Origin of the sequence: Burkholderia sp. PAMC 28687 (assembly GCF_001577465.1) — a bacterium.
GTDB lineage: Bacteria > Pseudomonadota > Gammaproteobacteria > Burkholderiales > Burkholderiaceae > Caballeronia.
On record NZ_CP014506.1, the window covers coordinates 128879 to 149232 of the forward strand.

The 20354-nt window shown below is 59.2% G+C and carries 23 protein-coding genes; 9 read left to right on the plus strand and 14 right to left on the minus strand.

What is annotated here, in order from left to right; translation table 11 throughout:
• Positions 1–23 precede the first annotated feature (23 nt).
• The 5 genes from AX768_RS15900 to AX768_RS15920 all read right to left on the minus strand — a co-directional run bounded on the left by AX768_RS15900 (position 24) and on the right by AX768_RS15920 (position 3733).
• Complete coding sequence (locus tag AX768_RS15900) at positions 24–431, minus strand: RidA family protein (protein ID WP_062001120.1); 408 nt, start codon at positions 429–431, stop codon at positions 24–26.
• A gap of 86 nt (positions 432–517) precedes the next feature.
• Positions 518–1483, minus strand: coding sequence for an agmatinase (locus tag AX768_RS15905; protein ID WP_062001121.1), 966 nt, complete (start codon positions 1481–1483; stop codon positions 518–520).
• A 52-nt stretch (positions 1484–1535) separates the two neighbouring features.
• On the minus strand, positions 1536–2198 hold the full coding sequence (locus tag AX768_RS15910) for an amino acid ABC transporter permease (protein ID WP_062001122.1): 663 nt from the start codon (positions 2196–2198) through the stop codon (positions 1536–1538).
• Positions 2188–2871, minus strand: coding sequence for an amino acid ABC transporter permease (locus AX768_RS15915; RefSeq protein WP_062001123.1), 684 nt, complete (start codon positions 2869–2871; stop codon positions 2188–2190). Before AX768_RS15915 ends, AX768_RS15910 begins: the two co-directional genes overlap by 11 nt.
• Before the next feature lie 13 nt (positions 2872–2884).
• Entirely contained in the window at positions 2885–3733 is an 849-nt protein-coding gene (locus tag AX768_RS15920) for a transporter substrate-binding domain-containing protein (protein ID WP_062002260.1), read from the minus strand.
• Positions 3734–3854: 121 nt separating this feature from the next.
• Between AX768_RS15920 and AX768_RS15925 the strand changes: the two genes are divergently transcribed.
• Positions 3855–4739, plus strand: a complete 885-nt coding sequence (locus AX768_RS15925) for a LysR family transcriptional regulator (RefSeq protein WP_062001124.1) — start codon at positions 3855–3857, stop codon at positions 4737–4739.
• 4 nt (positions 4740–4743) lie between these two features.
• On the opposite strand, the gene AX768_RS15930 is transcribed toward AX768_RS15925, so the two are convergent.
• The gene (locus tag AX768_RS15930) at positions 4744–5664 is read right to left on the minus strand and encodes a DMT family transporter (protein ID WP_062001125.1); all 921 of its coding nucleotides are present in this window, start codon (positions 5662–5664) and stop codon (positions 4744–4746) included.
• Between the two features lie 108 nt (positions 5665–5772).
• On the opposite strand from AX768_RS15930, the gene AX768_RS15935 reads away from it, so the two are divergent.
• Complete coding sequence (locus tag AX768_RS15935; protein ID WP_062001126.1) at positions 5773–6690, plus strand: LysR family transcriptional regulator; 918 nt, start codon at positions 5773–5775, stop codon at positions 6688–6690.
• A 69-nt stretch (positions 6691–6759) separates the two neighbouring features.
• Positions 6760–7548 (plus strand): aldolase, encoded by a 789-nt coding sequence (locus AX768_RS15940; protein WP_062001127.1) that lies wholly within the window; start codon positions 6760–6762, stop codon positions 7546–7548.
• 54 nt (positions 7549–7602) lie between these two features.
• On the opposite strand, the gene AX768_RS15945 is transcribed toward AX768_RS15940, so the two are convergent.
• From AX768_RS15945 to AX768_RS15970, 6 genes are all read right to left on the minus strand, one after another.
• Positions 7603–8109: an HPP family protein gene (locus AX768_RS15945; RefSeq protein WP_062001128.1), complete on the minus strand. Its 507-nt coding sequence runs from the start codon at positions 8107–8109 to the stop codon at positions 7603–7605.
• Between the two features lie 59 nt (positions 8110–8168).
• Positions 8169–9371, minus strand: a complete 1203-nt coding sequence (locus tag AX768_RS15950) for an NAD-dependent formate dehydrogenase (RefSeq protein ID WP_062001129.1) — start codon at positions 9369–9371, stop codon at positions 8169–8171.
• A 198-nt stretch (positions 9372–9569) separates the two neighbouring features.
• A complete protein-coding gene (locus AX768_RS15955; RefSeq protein WP_062001130.1) occupies positions 9570–10499 on the minus strand; it encodes a LysR family transcriptional regulator in 930 nt (309 codons plus the stop codon).
• 72 nt (positions 10500–10571) lie between these two features.
• Positions 10572–11228 carry a M24 family metallopeptidase gene (locus AX768_RS15960; protein WP_062002261.1) on the minus strand — a complete coding sequence of 219 codons (657 nt, stop codon included), beginning with the start codon at positions 11226–11228 and terminating at the stop codon, positions 10572–10574.
• Positions 11229–11313: 85 nt separating this feature from the next.
• Complete coding sequence (locus tag AX768_RS15965; protein WP_062001131.1) at positions 11314–11964, minus strand: response regulator; 651 nt, start codon at positions 11962–11964, stop codon at positions 11314–11316.
• Positions 11961–13307, minus strand: coding sequence for a cache domain-containing protein (locus AX768_RS15970; protein WP_231941483.1), 1347 nt, complete (start codon positions 13305–13307; stop codon positions 11961–11963). Before AX768_RS15970 ends, AX768_RS15965 begins: the two co-directional genes overlap by 4 nt.
• Before the next feature lie 354 nt (positions 13308–13661).
• Between AX768_RS15970 and AX768_RS15975 the strand changes: the two genes are divergently transcribed.
• The 3 genes from AX768_RS15975 to AX768_RS15985 all read left to right on the plus strand — a co-directional run bounded on the left by AX768_RS15975 (position 13662) and on the right by AX768_RS15985 (position 16502).
• A complete protein-coding gene (locus AX768_RS15975) occupies positions 13662–13865 on the plus strand; it encodes a DUF3311 domain-containing protein (RefSeq protein ID WP_062001133.1) in 204 nt (67 codons plus the stop codon).
• Positions 13865–15352 (plus strand): monocarboxylate uptake permease MctP, encoded by a 1488-nt coding sequence (gene mctP / locus AX768_RS15980; protein ID WP_062001134.1) that lies wholly within the window; start codon positions 13865–13867, stop codon positions 15350–15352. The genes AX768_RS15975 and mctP overlap by 1 nt, the downstream gene beginning before the upstream one ends.
• A 286-nt stretch (positions 15353–15638) precedes the next feature.
• The gene (locus tag AX768_RS15985; protein ID WP_062001135.1) at positions 15639–16502 is read left to right on the plus strand and encodes a cytochrome c oxidase assembly protein; all 864 of its coding nucleotides are present in this window, start codon (positions 15639–15641) and stop codon (positions 16500–16502) included.
• A gap of 19 nt (positions 16503–16521) precedes the next feature.
• Here the strand turns inward: AX768_RS15985 and AX768_RS15990 are convergent, their stop codons facing one another.
• Both AX768_RS15990 and AX768_RS15995 read right to left on the minus strand, forming a co-directional pair.
• Complete coding sequence (locus AX768_RS15990) at positions 16522–16707, minus strand: hypothetical protein (protein ID WP_062001136.1); 186 nt, start codon at positions 16705–16707, stop codon at positions 16522–16524.
• Between the two features lie 46 nt (positions 16708–16753).
• The gene (locus AX768_RS15995; RefSeq protein ID WP_062001137.1) at positions 16754–17650 is read right to left on the minus strand and encodes a LysR family transcriptional regulator; all 897 of its coding nucleotides are present in this window, start codon (positions 17648–17650) and stop codon (positions 16754–16756) included.
• A gap of 98 nt (positions 17651–17748) precedes the next feature.
• Between AX768_RS15995 and AX768_RS16000 the strand changes: the two genes are divergently transcribed.
• The 3 genes from AX768_RS16000 (at position 17749) to AX768_RS16010 (ending at position 20343) form a co-directional block, all read left to right on the plus strand.
• Positions 17749–18708, plus strand: a complete 960-nt coding sequence (locus AX768_RS16000; RefSeq protein ID WP_062002262.1) for an SDR family NAD(P)-dependent oxidoreductase — start codon at positions 17749–17751, stop codon at positions 18706–18708.
• Positions 18709–18826: 118 nt separating this feature from the next.
• Positions 18827–19663: an oxidoreductase gene (locus tag AX768_RS16005; protein ID WP_062001138.1), complete on the plus strand. Its 837-nt coding sequence runs from the start codon at positions 18827–18829 to the stop codon at positions 19661–19663.
• A gap of 104 nt (positions 19664–19767) precedes the next feature.
• Entirely contained in the window at positions 19768–20343 is a 576-nt protein-coding gene (locus tag AX768_RS16010) for an RNA polymerase sigma factor (protein WP_062001139.1), read from the plus strand.
• Positions 20344–20354: the final 11 nt, after the last annotated feature.

Below are 20354 nucleotides of genomic sequence, written 5' to 3' on the forward strand. Positions count from 1 at the left end.
CGGGCCGCCGGTTCAAGCAAGCGTCATGACTTCACAGCGATCACGTCGACCTCGACCAGCCATTCAGGACGCGCAAGCGCGGTAACGGTCAGTCCCGTCGATACCGCATGCACACCCTTCAACCAGCGCCCGACCACGCGATACACTGCCTCGCGATACCGCACGTCGGTCAGATAGATCGTCACCTTGCAAATGTCTTCGAGCTTGCTGCCGGCTTCTTCAAGCAGCATCTTGACGTTGGCCATCGCCTTTTCGGCCTGCGCTGCGGCATCGCCGATACCGACTGATTCGTATGTATCGATATCCTGTCCAATCTGGCCGCGCAGGAAGATCATGTTGCCCGCCGCGACCGCTTGCGCGAGATCGTTATCGAGCGACTGTTCGGGATAGGTGACCTTCGTGTTGAACGGACGAATGCGAGTGTGTTCCATGATGTCCCGTAAAAACTGAATTCAATGCGTCAGGATGCGCGCCAAGAACAGCCGAGCGCGCTCCGGCCTGGACGAACCGCACACGACTAGCGGCGGTTATCGAAATAGCCTGCGCGGATAGCGGTGCCGATCAGGTTCAGGATCAGCCGCCCCGCCGTCACGCACGAGATCTGGTTCACATCTTTCTCAGGCTGAATCTCCACGATATCCATGCCCACCACACGGCCCTTCTTCACGAGCCCGTGAATGAGCTTGCGGGCTTGCAGGAAGGTCACGCCGCCGGGCGCGGGACCTGCAACGGCCGGCATGACCGAAGGATCGAGGCCATCGGCGTCGATGGTCAGGTAGTAGTTGCCGCCATCCGGAATGCGCGCGAGCACGGCGTCCATGCCGATGTCGTGAAGCTCGTAAGCGGTGATCAGGTCCGAGCCATAAGCCTTGGCGGCGCGGAATTCCTCCGGACGGCCGCTGCCCTGCGCACGCAATCCGATCTGCACGATCTTCGCGACATGCTTCATTTCGGAAGCGCGGCGAATCGGGCTGGAGAGACCGTCGCGCACGCCGTTCACTTCGTCGCGCCAGTCGAGGTGGGCATCGACATGAACCAGCGTGATCGGGCCAAGGCTGTCGAACGCGCGCAGCACCGGCGTGGTGATGCCATGATCGCCGCCCATCACGATAGGCAATGCGCCTGCAGCCAGGATCTTGCGCACGGCTTGCTCGACGCGCTCGTAATGGCTGCCGGGCGCCGCGAGATCGGCAATCACATCGCCGCAATCGACAAAGCGAATGTCCGTGCGTTCCTGCAGCAACGGACCATCGATATCGAAATCGTAGTGGCCCGGCGAACGCACTACGCGGTCAGTTGCCTGACGGATTGCGGTAGGTGCATTGGTCTGGTCATTGGTAAAATCGGCGGCGGAATATGCCGAACCATAGGGCATGCCGAGAACGGCGATGTCGGCGTCGAGGTTATCGAGGTCCATCGCCAGCTCGGAATAAAGGAGCGTCTTGTGGCCGGTCTTAGGAGGAACAGTCAGGGGCTTGGTCATGATAAGGAGTCCTGTATTAAGTGGCATTGATTACGGCAAGGGACGCGCAGTATCAGACGCGCCGGTATCGGGTTGCGTATCGCTCCGACCATTGCCCGGCCACGTCGAGCAGCACGCTGCACAGCCAGTAGATGAGCGCGGTGGTGCCGAGTACTTCGACGTACGCGAAGGTATCGGCGGTGAGCAGGTTGCTTTGATAGGTCAGCTCCGTCAGGCTCATGACGGAGAATATCGACGAGTCCTTGAACATCATGATGGTGAGACTGGTCGTGGCCGGTGCGAGAAAACCAAAAATTTGCGGCAAGACCACATGACGCTGCACCTGAAGACCCGAAAGCCCCAGCGAGCGCGCCGCCTGCACCTGTCCATGCGCGAGGCTGCCGAATGCCGCGCGCAGGATCTCGCAAAAGTACCCGCCGGTGTAGAACGCCGTGGCCGCTACGCCGATCGCAAACGCGGGCATCGATACACCCAGCTTCGGCAAGCCGAAGAAGCTCAGGTAGACGAGTATCAGAAACGGGACATTGCGCACGATCTCCACGTACGAGAGCGCGGCTGCGCGCAACACGCGCCATGCCGAGGCACGGAAATACGCGGCAACGGTGCCTGCCACGATGCCGAGCGGAATGCCGAGCACGCAGACCTGAGCGGTGACCTTCAACCCTTTGAGCAAGGGGAGAATGGACGATTGAACGATAGCCAGGTCAATGGACATTGGGTAACACCTTAGCCACGCGGCGTTCAAGTCCACGCGATGCCGACGACGCAACGAACAGAATCGCGAAGTAGACTGCGGCCGTCGCGGAAAACACCTGCAGCGGCAAGTTGGTTTGCAGGGTCGCGTCGCGTGCGACCGTCGCAAGGTCGTGTACCGCGATGATCGACATGAGTGAGGACGCCTTCAGCAGCATCGTGAATTCGTTGGTCAGCGGCGGGATCGATCGATAAAAAAGCTGCGGAAACACGATGTATCGCCACACCTGAAAGGCAGGCATGCCAAGCGCACGAGCCGCCGGGATCTGCCCTCGGCCCAGCGAGTTCAATGCGCCACGCAAGATCTCCGAGACATACGCCGCAGTGTTCAATGCAAGTGCGAGAATGCCTGCCTGCAGCGGCGAGATATTCAGATCGAGCACTGCAGGCAGCACGTAATACGCAACCAGCATCTGAATCAGCGCGGGCGTACCGCGTATCAGGCTTACATAGAGAATGACGAGCCACGCGAGCACGCGGCCGCCGTGCTGGCGCACCAACAGCAACATCGCGCCGATCGCGATGCCAAGCACGAACGCCGCCACGCTCGATAGAATCGTCGTGATCGCGCCCGCAACGACATCGTGGAAAAACGGTGCGAGCACGGCGAGCTGGCTGCTTATGAAAGCGAACATGGGGCGCTGCGCCTCAGACCGCGCCTTCGGGCAAATAGCCGCTGGTTGGCAGGTTCATTGTGTAGCCAAACCACTTCTTCTGCATTTGCGCCAGCTGGCCGCTCTTCGTCAATTCCGCGAGCGACGTATTGATGAAAGTCCGAATCTCCAGGTCCTGCGGGTTCGCAACCCACGCGAGCATCTTCGGCTCGCCAATCTTGCCGATCACGCGGAATTGTCCTGGTTCCTTCTTCATCAGCACGGCAACGACATTCGACGGCATGATGCCAACATCCAGCGTCTTGTTCGTCAACGCGACCATGACGTCCGGATAGGCCTGGAACAGTTTGATATCGGCGTAACCAGCGCCTTTGGTTTTCAGTTGTGCGTCGAAGGCTTGCGCGATCGGTTGCGACGACGAACCCATCTGCGTGCCAACCACATGTCCTGCGATATCTTCCGCTTTGGCGATTGCGCTGTCATTTGAACGCACGACCAGCACGGTATCGACGACACCTACGGGCTCCGAGAACGCAAAGCGCTTCGCGCGCTCAGGATTGATGCCAACGCTCGTCGCGACGAAATCGAACTTGTGCGTCATGAGGCCGGGCAGCAGACCCTGGAACGGCAGGTTGACCTGATCGAGCGTGACGCCCAGCTTGCTCGCCATGTAATCCAGAATGTCGTGACCATAGCCCACTACCTTGCCGTTTTCAACGAACTCGTAGGGTTCGTAAGCCGCCTCGGTGCCGACTGTTAGTTTGCCGCGCTTGCGAATGTCCGCAAGCGTTCCGCCTTCCGCGAACGCAAGGGAGGGCAAGGCCATCGCAAGCGAGACGCCGCCCGCGATAGTGATGAATTTGCGTCGGTTGAGCGTGTTCATGTGATTCCCCGGATCGTTGAAAAGCATTGATGGGGGAAATGTAGGCAGTCAAAAAAGTTTTGAAAAACCATTTTTTCGCGGTTATGGTTCCGGAAACCGAAACCTTTTGAGCCGCGCGCCGATGAAAAAAATGGATCTGACCGAGCGCGACCTGCGTTCGCTGCGCGTGTTTTGCGCGGCGGCGCAGGCGAGCGGATTCGCCGCGGCGGAGCGGGCTTTATCGATGTCGAAGGCGTCGATCAGCAGGCATATCAACGAAGTGGAGGCGCATCTCGGTCTCAAGTTGTGTGAACGTGGTCCCGGCGGATTCCAGCTAACCGAAGGCGGGGAAGTTGCGCTGAGGGTCGCGTTGCAGGCGCTGGAAGCGCTGGAGCGCATCAAGCCGGAAGTCGATGCCGTGCGCGGAATTCTGTCCGGTCCGTTGCTGCTTGGCACGTCCGAACATGTGCTTACGCATGAGGGATGCCGGATCTCCGAGGCGCTTGGTGAGTTGCACACGATGGCGCCGCTCGTCAGGCCTTCGTTGTCGGTGATGACGTTCAGCGACCTTGGCGCAGCGCTTACGGAACGCCGCGTGCAGATCGCAATACGCGGCGCTTATAAACGGATCCGGGCGTTTCGGCATTACCCGCTTTTCACGGAGACGCATCGCGTGTTTTATCGGCCGGCAGCTTCCGGCGAGATTCATGCAAATTCTGATACGCGCGTTTTACCCCTCGTTTACAGGCCTCATCCGTTCGTCGAGGACGCGCTCGCAACGCAGGGATTCACCCAGGGCCTCGAGGTCAGCGGGCTCGAAGCCGTGGCCATGATGGTCGCCACCGGCCGCTATGTCGGCTTGTTGCCCGAGCACTACGCAGCGCAACTTTCGCCGCGATACGAGTTCGCGGTACTGCCTGAATCACCCTTCTATTCGATGCCCTTTTGCGCCATCGTGGAAGAAGCGCGGCCTCTCACCCGGAGTGCGGAAGCGTTTTTGAATCTGTTGCTGGAGGCACATCGCTGAGTGATCAGGCGCTTCCCGCGGACAACTGGACACTTGCGGCTTTACCCCAGCGCACGGTCGCGAGCATGGACGCCACGACGATCAACCCGCCCCCAACCCACGCCGTTACCGGGATTCTTTCACCAAGCCAGAGGCACGCGAACAACGCGCCGAACGCCGGTTCGCTGCCCATCAGCAACGCGACGCGGGTGGGACTGCTGCGCTTGATCGCGTAATTCTGGGCGAAGAATGCGAACAGCGTGCAAGCCAAAACCAGATAAAACATGCTGATCCAGAACGGCGTGTGCCCCGCGAAAGAAGGCACATGCTGCCACTGGCGCGGTGCGAAGAGAAGCGCCACCGCCGCGCTGCCGACCGCAACTACGCCCGATTGCACCGCTGTCACCGATAACGCAGGCAACACCGAATCACGCATCACGCGCTTGGTCACGCATACATTGAGCGCACGCAGAAATGCGGCGGCGAGTATCAACGCATCGCCGGGATTGAAGACGAATGTACCGTCGTCGGCCAGCAGCCATGCGCCGAACAGAGAAAGGGCAACCGCGCCCCATTCCATGCGAGCGGGTTTGCGCTTGAGCAGAAACCATTCGACCAGCGGCGTCATGACTACGCACAGGCTGATCAGAAATGCCGCGTTGGCTGCGCGGGTAAGCAGCACGCCAAAAGTCTCGCAAAGAAAAATGCCCAATAACAAGACCCCCGCGATAAACAAGCCGCGCAGCGTGCGTGCATCGGCGTGACGCAAATGACGCAACGCGGGCGACAAAACCACGAACGTCATGCCGAACCGCAGCGTCAACAAGCCGAGCACGGGGTAGAACACGAGCGCATTCTTGACGACGCCATAGCTCGTGCCCCACACCACGGCGACCACCAGCAGCATCAAATCGGAACCTAACAGCAGGCGATCTTGTTTCGGCACGGCGCCCCCCAGTGAAAGAATCCGTATTGTCGAGCCTTGCGCTTGCGGTGATAATCGGGCCGACGCGCACAGGCTCTATGTCGCAAATGCATCAATCACGGATCATCGATGAACCCTACCGAACTGTTTGCGTTGCTGCCTGACATGGCCGTGTTTGCGCGCGTTGTCGACTGCGGAAATTTTTCGGTCGCGGCGCGCCAGCTTGGCAGTACCCCTTCAACGGTAAGCCGTCAGATCAAGCGCCTGGAGGAAGCGTTGGCCACGCGCCTGCTCGAACGTTCCACGCGCAAAGTGCGAGTGACGGAATCGGGCGAGCAGGTCGTCCGGTATTGCCGCGACATCGTAAGCGCTGCATCGGGCGCCGTGGATGCAGCCGGGTCACTCGTCGGCCGGCCGCAAGGCAAGGTGCGTCTCAGTGCGCCGACTGCGTTTGCAAAGACCGTGATCCACCCTCTCGTGCCGGGATTTTTGCGCGCATATGAGGACGTCGACTTGCAGTTGTTTTACGCCGATCATGAAGTCGACCCGCTTCACGACGATATCGACCTGGTGATCCGTCTGACGGAACATCCCCCGCCGGGTCTGGCCGGACGGCGGCTGGGTTCGGTACGTTGGGTGTTGTGTGCATCGCCCGCTTACTTGAAGGCGCGCGGTACGCTCACGCACCCACGCGATCTGGCGCAGCATGATTGCCTGTATCTGGGCGAGACCACCGATGACAACCGCTGGCGTTTTCAGCGTGGTTCCGAAACGCAAACGGTCGAAGTCCACGGGCGTTATATAGCGAACCATGCAGGCGCACGCCTCGACGCCGCGTTGCAGGATTTTGGCATTGCGAACTTGCCGGAGTTCACCGCTGCGGATGCGCTGGCGCGCGGCGAACTGTTACAGGTGCTTGCCGATTGGACCTTCGCTGCACAGGCATACGTGGGAGAGGTGTGGCTGCTTTATCCGCCGAACAGGTTTTTACCGCCCAAGGTGCGGGTGCTGATTGATTATCTGGTTGAGAAAGGTGTCGGCGCTTAGGCGCGTCGAGACCGAAAACGCTTAAGCTCTTCGATATACTCAAAGCACTGAAACTCCACGGCAATCATCATGGCCCATACGCTTTCAGTTGGCGAACTACACGCATCGTCCAATCGTGCACGGCTGGATTCCGATGCAGTCATGCAGGCGCGTATCGAGCTCGCCGCATGTTTTCAACTGGCAGCCCAGCGCGGATTCGAGGAAGGCGTTTGCAACCATTTCTCGGCAGTCGTGCCGGGACATGAGGACCTGTTCTTCGTCAATCCCTACGGCTATGCGTTCGCGGAAGTGACGGCGTCGCGTCTGCTCGTTTGCGATTTCGAAGGACATGTGATCGCTGGCGAAGGCAAGCCCGAAGCCACCGCGTTTTATATTCATGCGCGTTTGCATCGGTCAAAACCGCGTCTCAAAGCGGCCTTCCATACCCATATGCCGAATGCGACTGCACTGTGCTTGCTCGAAGGGCCGCCGCTTCTATGGCTGGGCCAGACTGCACTGAAGTTTTACGGCCGTACCGCAGTGGACGAGCACTACAACGGTCTCGCGCTGGACGCATCAGAAGGCGATCGCATTGCGTTGGCAATGGGCAGCGCCGACGTGCTATTTCTGAAGAATCACGGCGTGATGGTGGGCGGGGCGAGCATCGCTGAAGCGTGGGACGATCTTTATTATCTCGAGCGCGCGGCTGAGGTCCAACTCAAGGCCATGGCGAGCAATCGACCGCTCAAGCCGATTCCGCATGAGGTGGCGCAGCTTGCCTACGAGCAAATGCGCCTGGGCGATGCAGAAAGCGCACGCGCGCATCTGGACAGCGCGCTGCGTATATTGCGCAGTCACGGAAACAAGTTCGAAGAATGATTTCTGGCACGGACTCGGGAAAAGGCGGGGGCAACGCTGCCGCCATCGGTTGAATTACAACCACTTCTGAGGCCATCGGTGACGACGCACGAAGTTGTTGAAGACAAGCGCGATCACCAAAAGCAAACAAACACCTGCCAGTACGGGGACAAAGAAGAATCCCACCGATGCATTGCCGCTCAACATGATTACAAGCGGATCGGCTCCCGCCGGCGGATGTACGCAACGTCCAAGTTGCATGAGTCCGATGGCAATGCCAACAGCCAGCGCCATTTGCCATATCCCCGGCCCTGCCATATAGAACATCGCAAGTCCGACTGCAGTGCAAAGCAAATGCCCGATGACGAGATTGCGCGGTTGAGCGAAGGCACTGTCGGGCGCGCCAAACAGCAGAACGCTCGATGCACCGAATGGTGCGATCACCAGCGGGCTGCTCGTCACATGCCCGAGCCATGCGATCAATCCTATTGCACATGTACCGCCCAGAAAACCGAATAGTGCTTGCTTCAAGTGGGTTGGATGATGAACGGCTGGCGCCGCTCTAGCAGTCTGCTCGCTCATAGGTCTAACATCCTTGCGGTCGGGCACGCCGGTTAGTCTGGACCGGCGTGCCGGCAACGTTATGCCTTCTTGTAACGGGCAGCTTCTTCAGAGCCCTTCGTTGCATTGCCTGCGCTGTACGAGTGAGCGCCCACACCGGCGAGTCGGCCGCCGTCGACGATCAGGTACTCGTCGCGAATCGGTTCGTCGGCGAACCAGCATTCAAGGATTTCCCGTGTACCCGCTGCGTAACGCGCCTGTGCGGAAAGCGTCGTGCCCGACGTATGCGGCGTCATGCCCTGGTTCGGCATGGTGCGCCACGGGTGATCGGCCGGCGCCGGTTGCGGGAACCACACGTCGCCCGCGTAACCGGCCAGTTGACCGCTTTCCAATGCACGGACGATAGCGTCGCGATCCACGATCTTGCCGCGTGCCGTGTTGATGATGTAGGCGCCGCGCTTCATCTTGTTGATCATCGCTTCGTCGAAGAGATGCTCGGTTTCCGGGTGCAGCGGACAGTTGATCGTGACGATATCGCAGACCTTCGCCATGGACTCTGCAGTCGGGTGCCACGTGGCGCCCAACTCGCGCTCGACAGCTTCCGGCAAACGGTGACGGTCCGTGTAATGCAGCTTCACGTCGAACGGCTTGAGGCGGCGCAGCACGGCTGCACCAATGCGGCCAGCGGCGACCGTACCCACATTCATGCCTTCCAGGTCGTACGCACGCGACACGCAATCCGCAATATTCCAGCCGCCCTTCTTGACCCACTCATGCGACGGCAGGTAGTTACGAACCTGCGACAGGATCATCATTACGACATGCTCAGCCACGCTGATGCTGTTGCAGAACGTCACTTCGGCAACGGTAATGCCACGGTCGATAGCAGCTTGCAAATCGACGTGATCCGAACCGATACCGGCGGTCAGCGCAAGTTTCAGCTTCGGCGCTTTTGCAATGCGTTCAGCCGTCAGGTACGCGGGCCAGAACGGCTGTGAGATAACGATTTCGGCATCCTCGAGTTCGCGCTCGAACGTGGAGTTCGGGCCGTCCTTGTCCGACGTCACAACCAGTGTGTGCCCTTGCGATTCCAGGAACTTGCGCAGGCCCAGCTCGCCCGACACGCTGCCCAGCAATTCGCCCGGGTTGAAATCAATCGCCTTCGGCGTGGGCGCGCTTTGCCCGTCATGGTACTTCGTGATATTGGGTACATCGTCCCGTGCATACTTCTTCGGCATGCCATCAACGGGATCATCGTATAAAACGCAAAGAACCTTGGCCATGATTGTCTCCACTCCACTTTGATTTGAATTACACCGGCGCTTCTCGCGAAGAGCGCCGCCTCGTCGAACATGAGGTTGGTACGTCGACGAGATTCAGTGTCTACAAGTCGCGGCAGCGGGTCCAATCGTTTGGATGGATCACTTGATAAACCCTTGTTATCAAAGCAGGCGAACGCGGGTCGGCTTAAGCGTGAGTGATCAGGCCGTTTGAACGGCAGCAGGTACGAGCGCGTCGAACTCGCGCTGAAGGTTGAGTTGCTCCACCGAGCGCCACATGGCGGCAACCAGCGGCGGCAGCGCATTGCGGCTGCGCGCAATCAGGCCAATACCCCGCGTCAATTCGGGCAGCAGGAGCGATGCACGCACATCGTTGCCCGAAGGCAGCACGCTAAGCAGACTATGAGGAAAAACGCTATACAGGCCGGCGTATTGGATGTGAGCGTAAAGAGAGAGCAGCGAATCAGTCTCGAGTACGACGCGGGGCTGCACGTTCCCCCGCCGGAACGCCGCGTTGATCACTTGACGGTTCTGCATGGTCGACTTGAGCAGCCCTAGCGGCAATTCACCGACATCGCTCCAGGACTGTATCGGCGCGCTGCAGCTGTCCCCGGCGCTTGCGGGTGACAGAAGCATATATCGCTCGAAATAGAGCGGCAGGACGCTGAAACCGGCCTGGACCTGATCGTCGAGATAGGTCAGGCCGACATCGAGTTCATATTCGTCGAGCTGACGCAGGATGGCGTCGGAACTCAGCGAGCGGACCTCGTACCTCATGTCCGGATGCTCGCGCATGCAAGGCGCGAGCATCCGCGCGGTCACCGGAATGATGGTCGGGATCGCCCCTATGCGCAGGGTCCCGATGAGCTTGATCTGCGCGGCCGAGGCATCGTGGCGCATGTTCTGGAGCGACGCCAGCGTCTGCTTCGCCCATCCGAGCACGCGCTCGCCTTCTTCGGTGAACCCCACGAACCGCCGTGTCCGCTCGACAATGACGAGACCGAGTTCCGTCTCGAGAGTGCGAATAGCCGATGACAACGCCGGCTGGGATACGTGGCACGCCTCCGCTGCCCGCGCGAAATGCTTCTCCCTTGCCAACGTGACGAGATACTCGAGCTGGCGAATGAACATCGCTTTCCTTGGTTGGCCTTGGTTGGCTATGGTCCGTCGAGATCCTTCACGCGCCCTTCGGGCTCTCTTGGCTTAGACGAGCAGATCCTCGTAGAAAGCGCCGAATGGACGCGTCGGATGCGCGAGCTGAATCTCCAGAATCCACAATCCCGCATTCGGGTGCGGCTGGAAATCGCCGAGATTGCCCGCCTTGTAAATGGCGTGCGGAAAATCGCTGACCCGATGTCCCTTGATGTCGAGATTCAGCTTCCATCCCAGCGCATGCGCACGTTCAGCGGCGTAGTCGTACAGCGCCTTGCCGCCTGCGCCGGTCGTGCGCCAGTGGTGTTCGACTTCATCGAAGACGGTCTTTGCGTCCTGCGCGCACGCGTGCATTTCGGCGTCCGCACCGACTACGAAGGTCGCGCCCGAGTCGCCTTCATGGCCTTGCCAGACCACACCCAGGTCGATAAAAAAGATGTCGTCGTCCTTGAGCCGCGGATCGTCTTGGGAGCGCTCCTTGAAGGTTCGCAGAGTATTTTCGCCAAAGCGGATCAGGATGGGATGCCAGATTCGGTCCATCTTCATGTCCTGAAGAACGCTCTTGCATTCGGCCAAGGCTTCCGACTCCAGCATTCCGGGCTTGACCTTCGACGCGACCCGCTCGACCACTTCCCATGTCTTGTCACGTGCGCGACGCATGGATTCGAGAACGAATTTCTCGCCGACTGCCTCTTGCGCGCTATTCACCACTGGGACGCTCCGTCGTTATATCCGGATAAATATATCGATGGCTGATAAGAAAGTCCACCGCCACGACAAAATGGGACCGGTCTCAAGCGCTGAAAAATTCAACAGCAAACTTGATCAGTTCCGCCTGACCCTCAATATCCAGCTTGCGTTTGATCGACATTCGGTGCGTCTCCACCGTCCTGACCGAGAGCCCGTGCAGCACCGCGATCTGCTTGTTGGAAAGGCCATTGGCGAGGTCGCGCAACAACTCCTGTTCGCGCGGCGTCAGCTTTTCGATCTGCCTGTAATTGCTGCGGTCCTTGGCGTGGCTTTTGACCGGAACCGCCGCAGCCTGTTTCACCTGTTCGTTGAAATAGGCGCCGCCGCCCAGAATAGTATGGATCGCAGCGATGATCTCCGTCGCCGGCGCGTCCTTGAGCACATATCCGCTTGCGCCTGCCGCTCGAGCTTCGGCCATGTATTCGGCGTTGTTGTGCATCGATAAAACGAGCACGTGCATTGCCGGATGGCGCTGCCGTATTTCGCGCGTAAGCGCTACGCCGCTGCCACCTTTCATGCTGAGGTCCGTCAGCACGAACCGCGGCGAAAGACGCTCCATGACCCGCAGCGCCTCCGGCATATTGCTCGCTTCACCGACTACCCGGAAGCCGTCGATGGCATCCAGCCGCAGCCTCAATCCGTCGCGCACGAGTTGATGATCGTCCACCAGCAAGATGTCGATAGTGCCTGTCATGAGCTCACGTGGCTTGATACGGTTGAGGGGAATTCGACCGGGATCGCAGCCGTCAGGCCAGTCCATCCCGGCCGTGATTCGATTCCGAAGGAGCCGTTGAGCGACTCCACGCGTTCGCGCATGTTGCGCAGGCCGATACCTCGTCGCGGGTCCGACTGCACTGCGCCGGAACCGAAGCCGATACCGTCATCGATGATCGTCAAGACAACCCGCCCCGGCGCACAAGTGAGCGTGACGCGTGCGTTGGCCGCATGCGCATGGCGCTGGATGTTCGTCAGCGCCTCCTGCGCGACACGAAATAGCGCCGTGTTCACGGCGTCGGGCAGCGGATGCGCATCGCTCTTTGCGGCATCGACTGTGACGTTCGTGTGCGGTGCGTTACCCGCCTCGTTGAATTCGAGCGCAAGCTGGCGCAAGGCGGCGCCGAGTCCAAAATCGTCGAGCATGGCCGGACGCAGGTCGTGGGAGATCTGCCGGATCTCGGCCAGCGTCCGGTTCGTCTGCGCCAATGCGTTGTGAATAGGCGGTCCGCTAGGATCGTCCCGGCTGGCATTGGCAGGTTTTAGCGCAAGCGCCGACTCCAGCAGCAATTTGATGGATACGAGCATCTGGCTGATGCCGTCGTGAAGTTCACGAGACAACCGGACTCGCTCCGCCTCCTGCGATTCAACCACCTGACGCGCCATGATCTTCAACTGCGCGTCCGAGCTGCGGTGATCGGTGACGTTCATTGCAATGCCGCAAGCGCCGATAAACCCCATCCCCAGCGCACCGACCAGTCCGATCAAAAACAGCGTATGGCGAATATTCGACGACGCCTGCCGCCCTGTTTGAGAAAGCGCCATATTGACGTCGTCCAGATAGATGCCCGTCCCGACCATCCATCCCCATCGTTCGAAAGTCACCACATAACCAAGCTTTGATTCCATTTTATGTGTCGACGGACGCTCCCATAAATATTCGACAAACCCACCGCCGCTTTTAGCCTTTGCCAAGAGAGATTGAATGGTAAGCGCGCCATGAGGATCGTGCATGGACCAGAGGTTCGTGCCTACGAGCTGCGCAAGGCGTGGATGCATCAGCAAATCGCCTTGAAGGTCGTAGACGAAAAAATAGCCGTCGCTACCGAACTCGAGTTTCGATAAGATTGCCAGCGCCTCAGCGCGCGTAGCGGGGTCGTCACGACCTGAGTTGTAAAGCGGCGCAACCGCGCTTTCCGCCAGCGCGACGTAATTCTTGAGCTCGACTTCCTTGCTGCTTCGGTAAGCCGCTGCAATCTCCCGCTGCTCCGAATTCGACAAGGCCTTGGCCTGGAACGCTACGGCAATGGCAATCGTAGCCATTGCTCCGATGAATGGAAGAAGAGCGAGAATCAGCCACTTTCGCTTCATCCCGTGCAAAGAGAGTCGCATTGAATTTTTCCGCTGGAACGCTGGATTTGTTCGGCCGAATATCCTTGTCCAGCCTCGAATTGTGCCATCCCTCCGCACGACCCGCCCTTAAGACACCTTTCGCCTGCGTAGTATTACGTAGGGTGATTCCGCCCTTGACCTTGTAAAGACACTTGCGTGTTAAGCCTCGCAGCGCTGCACCATAGAGCACACGCCGCGTCTACGTATTACTACGGAAGGCGACAACCGAAATTCCGCTAATACTCCGGCTCCAGTTCGAAAAGAGACTGGTTCCAGGAGATATCCATGAGTTCAGAAAGCGTTTCCTCCGGAAAACGCGCAGCCGGCAGGCTGCTGCTGTTGATCCCTTACGTCGCCTTATTGTGGCTGCCCTTTTATAACGACGTGCGTCCGTCATTCGCCGGTTTTCCTTTCTTCTATTGGTATCAGCTGCTATGGGTGCCGCTGACGTCGCTGATCCTGTACGTCATTTACAAGTGGGTCCGATAATGCCGACGACATTCAACTGGACCTCCGGTCTCGTATTCCTGGGATTCTTTGCGCTGGTCACGGTGCTGGGATTTTTCGCGGCGCGCTGGAAAGCGGGCGACATGACGCAATTGCACGAATGGGGACTCGGTGGCCGCCAGTTCGGTGCAGTCATTTCGTGGTTCCTCGTGGGCGGCGACTTCTATACCGCGTACACGGTGATCGCGGTCCCGGCACTCGTCTACGCAGTCGGGGCATATGGATTCTTTGCGCTGCCTTACACGATCATCGTGTACCCGTTCGTGTTCGCGGTGATGCCCAAGCTCTGGTCGGTTTGCCAGAAGAACAATCACATTACGGCCGCTGACTTCGTGCAGGGTATCTACGGCGGACGATGGTTTGCCGCGGCTATCGCGTTGACGGGAATCATCGCGACGATGCCGTACATTGCGTTGCAACTCGTCGGCATGCAAGTGGTGATCAAGAGCCTTGGCGTGACGGGTGAGACGCCGCTGGTCGTCGCTTTTATCATTCTTGCGGTGTACACGTATGCGAGCGGCCTGCGCGCGCCTGCAATGATCGCCTTCGTCAAGGACATCATGATTTACATCGTGGTGATCGCGGCGATCTGGCTCATTCCCAGCAAGCTTGGCGGCTATGCATCCGTCTTCGATGCAGCCGATCACTTCTTTACGGCCAAGGGTGGAGCGACGGGCATTACGCTCAAGGCAAGCCAGTTCACGGCTTATGCCTCGCTTGCGTTCGGCTCTGCAATGGCAGCCTTCATGTATCCGCACACGCTGACCGGCGTGCTCAGCTCCAAGAGCGCGAAGACCATCAAGCAGAACGCGATTGCCTTGCCGGCTTACACGCTGCTGCTCGGGCTGATTGCGCTGCTGGGTTACATGGCAATTGCGGCTGGTGTAAAGGTCACTTCGCCAACCGATGTGGTGCCTGCGTTGTTCCTCAAGCTGTTCCCGTCGTGGTTCGTCGGCTTCGCTGCGGCCGCGATCGCGATCAGTGCGCTTGTGCCTGCCGCGATCATGTCGATTGGATCGGCAAACCTGTTCACGCGCAATTTGTGGAAGCCGCTGGTTCAGCCGAACATTACGCCGGCGCAGGAGGCGACCAATGCCAAGGTGGTGTCGCTCGCAGTCAAGCTGGGCGCACTGGTCTTCATCATCTTCCTGCCGACGCAATTTGCCATCGACCTGCAATTGCTTGGCGGCGTATGGATCTTGCAGACGTTCCCGGCAGTCGTGTTCTCGCTGTACACGCGCTGGCTCAAGTTACCCGCTCTGTTTATTGGCTGGCTGGCGGGGATTGGGCTTGGCACGACAATGGTGTTCATGCAAGGGCTCAAGCCTATCTACGCTTTGCACGTAGGCGCCACGACGTATCCGGTTTATATCGGCGTGCTTGCGCTTGCGGTCAATATTGTTGTGACGCTCGTGCTGTCGACGGTGTTTCCGGCGCGGATTGCTTCGGCAACGCGCTCGGCTGCTTAAGTCGGCTAAATTAGCGGTCTTAATTGGGCGCCGGCCGTGGTGCCGGCGCCCAATTCATAGGTGACTCTCACTAGCGGCAAATCGACGCGCCTCAATCAAAAAAGAAATACGCGTCCATTGCCCGCTTAGCGTATGCCCCCTGACCGGGCGCAGCGCTTTTAGCGAGTTTCTTACGTCCGAGCTAAAGCCTCGAGCGCCAGCACCCCCTCTGCGCAACTGCTAACATTCGACTCGCCAAGACGAGCGTCCCTGCACGCCCGTGCTTCCTTACATTGTTTAAGCCGCCATGTCTCTATTCGATCTGCTCGTCCCCTGGGAACCATCTGTTGGGCTCGTGGCAATTTTCGTTGGAACTGCCGTGCTGTTCGCCCGCGGGTCGCGCCGCATCCGAATCAGCCGTACCCGTCAGGGTGCTTTCTGGATCGGCCTTGCGCTCTTCTATATTGCCCTGCACACGCGTCTCGACTATTACGCCGAGCACGAATTCTTCGTGCACAGGCTTCAGCATCTCGTCCTTCATCACCTCGCACCGTTGATTCTGATGGCGTCTTATCCAGGCAGTGCGCTCAGGGCCGGGCTGCCCTTGCATTGGCGCAGCGCGTTGCGTCGCTGGGAATATCGCCGTCCCGCACGACTACTTGCGGCCATCGTGCTGAATCCTACGTTCATTTCAATAGCGTTTGTCGTCTCGGTTGTGTTCTGGCTGATTCCATCGGTGCAATTCGTTGCGATGCTCGACTGGCGCATCTATGCGTTCATGAACTGGTCGGTCGCCATAAGCGGCCTGCTGTACTGGTGGATGCTGCTCGATCATCGTCCGCATCCGCCCAGCCGCACACGGCCGGGCCTGCGCGTGCTTTCACCCGTCATCACCATGGCGCCGCAGATTCTGGTCGGCGCCATCATCACGTTTTCGAGTCACGATCTATACCCGATTTTCACGCTGTGCGGCCGCGCATTCACATCGGTGCCTGCTACGCTGGATCAGAGTCTCGGCGGACTCATCATGTGGGTACCCGCCGCTGTACTCGAAGCAATCGGCGCAATGATGGCGCTGCGTCATCTCATGCGGCTTTCCGAATTGCCGCAACGCGTACCGCCCAAGTCGAAAGCAAAGAAGCCGGCCACCAAGCCTATTCTCGCGAAGTGAAAAGCCTTAAGCGTTTGAATCACCTTGCAAGCGCATTCTTCTCTGGCGGCACCAGGTTGCGCGTGAAAGAGCGCCGATCAAGGTCGCTGACTAACAATTTGCGCGAAGCCGTCAGCGGCCGGAAAACTGTAACCTGATCCGCAAGCAATTTTCTGTCTTCCAGTGGAAATATCAGCAGCACCGCTCGCCGACCGTAGCGATGCATTCGTGCTCGCTGGATCCAGGTAATCGTGCCAAGGGGCGAAGCTTGACTAAGCTCCTTGCACATACTTTTCCAGTCCCGTGGCCAAAGCGGCAAACGCGACCTTGCAACTCGGGTTATCGCGAAGGTCTTCGTGCATGGCGAGCCATGTGTCGAGCTTGAGCGATATCCGCTTTGGGAAAAGCCGCACGAGAGCCGGATTGTTTCGCGCAAGACCGATCTGGCAATAGCCAATGCCAAACCCCGCCCTCAGCATCGCGAGAGACGCAAGGTCGCTGTCGGTGCGCAATGCCAGCAACTCGCGGTGCACGTCGGGTAACTTAGTTTTCATGCTGCGGATAAAAGCGGTTTCCTTGTCGAAGCCGATCAGCACGTGACCAGCCAGGTCATCGATTCGTGCAGGCCTGCCGCGCCGCGCCAAGTAGTCCTTATGCGCGTACATGCCGAGCTCCACATCGCCGATACGGCGCGCGATCAGCACGCCCTGGCTGGGCCGCTGCATCCGCACTGCAATATCAGCCTCACGCTGCAACAGATCCTCTATACGATTGGATGACATCAATTCGATGGTCAGCTCGGGATAGGCCGCGTGCAGTTCCGTGATGATCGCAGGCAGGACCTCGACCGTGATCACGTCGCTCGCCGTGATGCGGACGGTGCCGCGCACTCCAGCTCCCTGACTCGATGCCGCGCGCAACAACGCCGTGCTCGTCGACTCCAGCGCCTCGGCGTAAGGGCGTAATGCAAGCGCTTCCTGCGTCGGGCTCAAACCCTGTTGCGTGCGGATGAAGAGCGCATAGCCCAGCGCTGTCTCGAGCGCATCCACGTGGCGGCCCACTGTAGGCTGCGTCAGGCCGAGCGACCGTGCGGCGCCCGACAAGGAGCCCTCGCGCAGCACCTCAAGAAACGTTCGATAAAAATCCCAGCTCAACGCATTTTCGATCATACAAAAATGTATATCCATTCCACTATTTTCGACAATTTCATTTAACCACGTTTCGCGCAAGAATGGTCGTCGATCGAAGAACACAACAGGAGTCGAAGATGAGCGAAAGCCGGATCGCATTGGTGTTGGGCGCAACAGGTGGCATTGGCGGAGAAGTGGCGCGGCAACTCGCTGGGGAAGGCTGGCATGTGCGCGCGCTGCATCGCCAGCCTGCAAAGCTGACCGCACGGGACGAACGTTTCGAGTGGCAACAAGGCGATGCAATGAACCGCGACGACGTTGTTGCGGCGTCCCACGGCGCGCAGCTTATTGTTCATGCGGTCAATCCGCCCGGATACAAGAATTGGGCGGCGCTGGTCCTGCCGATGATCGACAACACCATCGCAGCGGCGCGGGCGTCAGGCGCGCGGATTCTTTTGCCGGGCACCGTCTATAACTACGGACCCGACGCGCTCCCGTTACTAAGCGAGACGTCGCCTCAGAATCCGGTCACGCGCAAGGGTGCAATCCGTGTCGAGCTGGAGCGGCACTTGAAGAACGCAAGCGCCGATGGCGTGCGCAGCCTTGTCGTGCGTGCCGGCGATTTCTTCGGGCCCGGCAGCACGGGCAATAGCTGGTTGTCGAGCGCTCTGGTGAAACCAGGCAAGCCGGTACAGAGCATGTTTTATCCGGGCAACCGTGGCGTTGGACATCAGTGGGCGTATGTGCCGGACGTCGCACGAACAATGGTGCAGCTGGTTGAACGCGAACGGACGCTTCCGGACTTCGCCACTTACCAGATGCTCGGGCATTGGGACGCCGACGGCACTCGCATGATCGATGCAATCAAGCATGCAACCGACCGTCCGGATATCAAGGTCCGCGCATTTCCGTGGTGGGCGTTGCCCGCTATTGCGCCGTTTTCGGAGACGTTCCGGGAGCTGCTCGAAATGCGCTACTTGTGGAAAGAGCCTGTTCACATGAACAATACAGCGTTGCTGAACGTGCTTGGCGAAGAACCGCACACGCCTTGGGATGAAGCGGTCAGGACCACTTTGGCCGCTCTGAGGTGTCTATAGAAGAAACTTACGCTAGAAAGCGTGCTTTGCAGGATCAAGCAAGAACGCACGACGAACGGGCTACCGGTGAAGCATCGCCGCGTGTTCCCATGGAACTCCGATCATCGAGGAGCACATCATGCAGACAACCTGGTTCATCACTGGCGCAAGCCGTGGACTCGGCGCAAACATCGCAGAAGCCGCCTTGCGAGCCGGCGACCGCGTGGTCGCGACGGGCCGCAAACGAGAGGATGTCAGTGCACGCCTCGGGCAGGACAGCGAGCAATTGCTAAGTCTCACTCTGGATGTCGCCGATGCAACCCAGGCGCAAGCCGCAGTCGATGCAGCGATAAAGAAGTTCGGCACGATCGATGTGCTGGTGAACAACGCCGGCTACGGTCATCTGGGTTTCTTCGAAGAGACCACGATGCAGGACGTGCAGGCGCAGCTCTCCACCAACCTCTTCGGTACCTTCAACGTCACATGGGCGGCGCTCCCGGTCATGCGCGCTGCTCGGCGGGGTCGCATCTTCAACGTGTCATCGCTTGCGGGCATTCTTGGCGCCGAACTGTGCTCGCTGTATAGCGCGAGCAAGTTTGCGCTCGAAGGTTTTTCCGAATCATTGGCCAAGGAAGTGGCGCCGTTTGGATTGCACGTGACCATCGTTGAGCCGGGCCCGTTCCGCACTGACTTCCTGAAGCCCGAGTCGCTTCGTTTCGGCGATAAACCCATCGCGGATTACGACGAACGACGCGCCACGCTTCGCGCGTCGTTCGAACAACGCAACGGTCAGCAGCCAGGCGATCCGGTGAAACTTGCAGATGCGATGGTCAAACTTGCGGGCGAGCCCAAGCCGCCTCTGCGCTTCATTGCAGGTTCGATTGCCGTCAATGCAGCCGATGCAAAACTCGCCGCCATGCAAGCGGAATTAAAGCAGTGGCGCGATGTATCGGTGAGCACCGACGGCACTTACTGAACGCGGTTCACTGGCAAAACGTCTAATCTCCCTCATGAAGCGGCCGCCCGGCCGCTTTTTTCACGCGGACACAATATTCCTGCGTGTGGATCGTCAGCAGGTGTATGGAACCGCCGAAGCCGTCAGGCCCGATCATCATCGAAAGCGATAACGAGATCACCGCAACCGTCTTGCGTGAGCGCTCGAAGCTCGGAAATTTTATCCGGCGTCGTGTGCGCGATCCCAGTGACGCCGAAGACATCCTGCAGGATGTGCTGCACGAGTTCGTCCGGGCGTACCGGCTGCCCGAGCCTATCGAACAGGTCAGTGCGTGGCTGTTCCGGGTGGCGCGCAATCGCATCATCGACCGGTTTCGCAAGAGGCGAGAACAGCCGTTAGGCGAAATCGACGACGAAGCCGATGAGGACTACCGGCTCGATCTCGCCCTTCCTGCGCAGGACGGCGGTCCTGAAGCGTCCTATGCGCGCACGGTCCTGCTGACGGCATTGCAGGAGGCGATCGATGAGCTTCCTGCCAATCAGCGCGACATTTTTATCGCTCACGAACTGGAGGGGCGCGGCTTCAAGGAGCTGGCGCTGGAAACCGGTGTGAGCATCAACACGCTGCTCGCTCGCAAGCGATACGCGGTGCTGCATCTGCGCACGCGCTTGCAGCCTGTTTATGACGATCTGGATATTTGAGGAGAAAGGCA